The 1,641-nt window shown below is 31.9% G+C and carries 2 protein-coding genes; both read right to left on the bottom strand.

What is annotated here, in order from left to right:
* On the bottom strand, positions 1 to 936 hold a 936-nt coding region (locus AC061C_RS15730), incomplete at its 3' end, for a primase-helicase family protein (RefSeq protein WP_478291956.1).
* 91 nt (positions 937 to 1,027) lie between these two features.
* Complete coding sequence (locus AC061C_RS15725) at positions 1,028 to 1,261, bottom strand: helix-turn-helix domain-containing protein (RefSeq protein WP_478291955.1); 234 nt, start codon at positions 1,259 to 1,261, stop codon at positions 1,028 to 1,030.
* Between the last annotated feature and the right edge of the window lie 380 nt (positions 1,262 to 1,641).

The following is a 1,641-nucleotide window of genomic DNA, read 5'->3' as shown; positions in this document are numbered from 1 at the left end:
CATTAAAGAGTTTGCTAACTCTCGTTCTATTTGATTCGAATTATGCCGTATTAATTTTAATAATGCATTAGTTCTGATTTGCTCTGGTGTAAACCACATTCGGGACTGGTTCTCCGTTGAAAGTTTTCTGTTCGTTAGCAAGTGCAAAAATGCTGGAATCTCAGCAATTAGTTTTTTCAGTAGATGAACATCTTCTTTCTGGTAGCGATTTATTTTAATGATCCAAAACCTGATTTCGTCCGCTTCTACTTTTAAGAACGAGGTCTCTTTATTCGAACAAAGGATAAACTTCCCAAAAAAAGAAGATTCCCTTTTGTCTTTTCCTTTTGCCTCAGTTTTATAAGTATTTGTTGTAGAGAGGTATTTTATGCGTTCAGTGAGCTCATCTGTTTTAAATAATACTTCATCAATGCAGATCAGTAGTTTTGATGTCCAATCACTATTAAAATTTGAAGTAAAATCGCTGTTAGTTAAAAAAGTTAAATTGTATTCGAAAATTTCCTTTAACCACTTGAGAAAGGTTGACTTACCCGTTGAACGCTCCTTACTTACCAAACAAAGAATTGGTAAAATTTGTGTTGGCCGTAAGTAAATTAGTTGCAAGTAATCAAGTCCAAGTTCAAGCTGATCTCCAAAAATATGTGTTAAAAAACTTAATGTGCTTGTAATTTCGCCTTCAGAAGGTGATTTGCTAATTTGGTGATAAGTGTTGTAATAGTCCTGTACTCTTTTTTTAAAGTACTCCTTGCGATTTTCAGGGAGGCAAATAAAGCCATCAAATTTTTCGATTTCCGCAAGTACATCTTTACCGTGGTCTTGTCTGATCAACTCAGCAGACCAAATGACTAAGATCTCGATAAAATCTCCTGATGATAAAGGGTATAGGGATCTCTTAAAATATGACGTGCCTATTCTTAAATACTGGTTTTTCATCATACAAAGGGTTTTTTGTATATTTGCTTGATATACAATTAGTAGAATTAAACAATACAAAAAGAGCATAGCTGAAGACTCTGCTCTTTTTGTTTTAAATTTTTATCAAGTGTTGATTTCTAGAAGCAACTTGAATGAGCTGCTTTTTACTAAAGACGGGGAATCTTCCCATTTGAAAATAAGGGATTTTACCTTTTTTTTTCCAATTAATGATCGTTTGAACCGATCTTCCAAATAATGTAGCTACCTCTTTTTGTCTTAGTTGATCTTCAGGGGCAGGAAATGTGAATAATTCCTCATTTTGTAAGGGTGTAATTGATGTTGCCATATTTTCAATGATTTTAATTGATTTTCATTGGTAAAATTAGGCTAGAACGAGGGGTGATTTTTACAAACGAATACAAACATCTGTAAATCAGTGTTTAATATAGGTTTTGAGCTTTTAAAAATAGCTCATTTGAAAGCTTTGTTTCAAACGGCTTTTCAATTTTATCTCTGTTTGATAAAATATCAGTTATTTTTTGTTTTGACATGCTCTCAGGTTTGAATAAGAATTCTGGAATTAAATTCGACAATTTCTTTTTACAATTAATTAATATTTTCCGACAAGTTAAATAATAGATGTAATAAATAAACTCATCAATTTTACTATTTTTAACACAGCTATCCGAAAGTTTTACTAAATAATAGAAAAACTGCCTCGACCCT

The organism is Flavobacterium sp. GNP010 (assembly GCF_056428945.1).
Note: the sequence above shows the minus strand (reverse complement) of the source record. Positions and strands in the feature narration are given on the sequence as shown.